The sequence below is a fragment of the Alteromonas sp. ABV2_168 genome (genome assembly GCF_056161165.1).
The window spans coordinates 1-2394 of the sequence record NZ_JBSWYQ010000019.1; the positions used below are offsets into that span (position 1 = coordinate 1).

Annotated in this window: 1 protein-coding gene; it reads right to left on the bottom strand. The window is 53.3% G+C overall.

Going from position 1 to position 2394, the window contains the following annotated elements; genetic code table 11:
• Positions 1 to 2394 (bottom strand): beta strand repeat-containing protein (locus tag ACXAH4_RS20055; RefSeq protein WP_474883163.1); only part of this gene is annotated, 2394 nt, incomplete at both ends.

Sequence of the window (2394 nt, forward strand, 5' to 3'; positions counted from 1 at the left end):
TATCGATGGTTACGATACCGCCGATTTCGTCAGACGTACCGCTGATGAGCGGTGTATCGCTGGCCAGATCGGTGATCGGGTTGATGTTCAGCACTGGCAGCGTCAGGTCGATGAGACCGGAGGTATTCACCGTGGCCACATTGCCCGCCGCATCCAGTACCGACACGTTCACATCCAGCAAGCCTTCTGAAATTGCCATGGGTACATTGGCCGACCAGGTACCATCGCCCAGTACTGTTGCGTTGAAGCTCTGGGGATCGCCGTTACCGTCCGTGATATCGATGGTTACGATACCGCCGATTTCGTCAGACGTACCGCTGATGAGCGGTGTATCGCTGGCCAGATCGGTGATCGGGTTGATGTTCAGCACTGGCAGTGTCAGGTCAATTAATCCTGAGGTGCTGACAGTTGCCAGATTGCCGGCATCATCCAGTACCGACACGTTCACATCTAATAAGCCTTCTGAAATTGCCATGGGCACGTTGGCAGACCAGGTGCCGTCGCCGAGAACTGTGGCGTTGAAGCTCTGGGTATCGCCGTTACCGTCTGTGATATCGATGGTTACGATACCGCCGATTTCGTCAGACGTACCGCTGATGAGCGGTGTATCGCTGGCGAGGTCACTAATGGCATTCACGTTCAGCACTGGCAGTGTCAGGTCAATCAGGCCGGAAGTATTCACCGTGGCCACATTGCCCGCTGCATCCAGTACCGACACGTTCACATCCAGCAAGCCTTCTGAAATCGCCATGGGCACGTTGGCGGACCAGGTACCGTCGCCGAGAACTGTCGCGTTGAAGCTCTGGGTATCGCCGTTACCGTCAGTGATGTCGATGGTTACCAGTGCGCCGATTTCGTCAGACGTACCGCTGATAAGCGGTGTGTCGCTGGCGAGGTCACTAATGGCATTCACGTTCAGCACTGGCAGTGTCAGGTCAATTAATCCTGAGGTACTGACAGTTGCAACGTTGCCCGCATCATCCATGACCGATGCGTCGATTGTCAGTAATCCTTCATTGAGATCTGATGGTACATTGACAGACCAGGTACCATCAGGCTGAACCGTGGCAGAGAGGGTTTGTTCAACACCTAAGCCGTCTACAAGCACGATTTCGACATTTGCGCCCAGCTCATCTGAAGTACCGGAGATCGTAGGCTGCACATCGTTTGTATCGACAAACGTGTCCAGCGTTATGCCCGGATCGGCTGTATCGATTGTGCCCGCAGCACTCACGTTCACGATATTGCCTGAATCGTCCAGAACCTGCGCCTCAACGGTGACAGAGCCGTCCGGAAGAATGGGAAGATCTGAGCTCCAGCTTCCATCAGCCTGAACAACTGCAGACAGATTGTATTCAACGCCATCAGAATCGGTCACCGTCAACAGGACAATAGTGCCTACACCTACATCCGTACTGCCTGTAACTGTCGGAGAGTTGTCATTGGTGATATCAATAGGATCGATGATTAAGCTCGGAGCGGCCATATCAATAGTTGCAGTGAGCGTTGCCGTAGCAGTATTACCAGCATCATCTGTAGCTGATGCCTGAACCGTGAACTCACCTTCAGCCAGATCGGTGGGAACTTCAACACTGAATGAACCATCTGCGGCTACAGGAACAGTAAGAGTTTGCTCATTTCCGGCAGCATCGGTGATTACAAGTGTAACGATATCACCTTCAGGAATATCCAACGTACCGGTGATCATGGGTGTTGCATCATCATAGGTTGTGGTAACAACAATATTTCCTGTAGGAGCTGTGGTATCCACCTCTCCACTTGTTGAAGCACTACCTGTATTCCCCGCGGCATCCGTAGCAGATGCATCAACCGTGTAGTTGCCATCGGCCATGTTTGCAGGCACATCAGCACTGAACGTACCATCAGGCTGAACTGTTGCAGTGAATGTTTGTACGTCACCATTTGCATCAGTGACGGTTAATGTCACAGACTCACCCGGCGGCAGATCCGTGGTGCCGGAGATAGTTGGCGTAGCATCATTTCCAAGACCTTCAGCATCCAGTGTTACTACTGGTGCAGTGGTATCGATATTACCGCTGGTTGAAGCAGTGCCGGTATTGCCGGCTGCATCGGTCGCGGCTGCATCAACGGTGAAGTTGCCTTCTGCCATTTCTGCAGGCACATCGGCGCTGAACGTACCGTCTGGCTGAACGGTCGCGGTGACGGTTTGTGCATCACCGTTGGCATCGGTGACCGTCAGCGTAACTGATTCGCCCGCTGGCAGATCAGTGGTGCCTGAAATAGTTGGTGTGGTGTCGTTGCCTGTGCCTTGTGCATCAAGAGTGACTGTCGGGGCAGTGGTATCAACTTCACCGCCAGTTGCTGTTGCAGTCGTTGAATTGCCCGCCTCATCAGTGGCCGTCGCTTCAACCG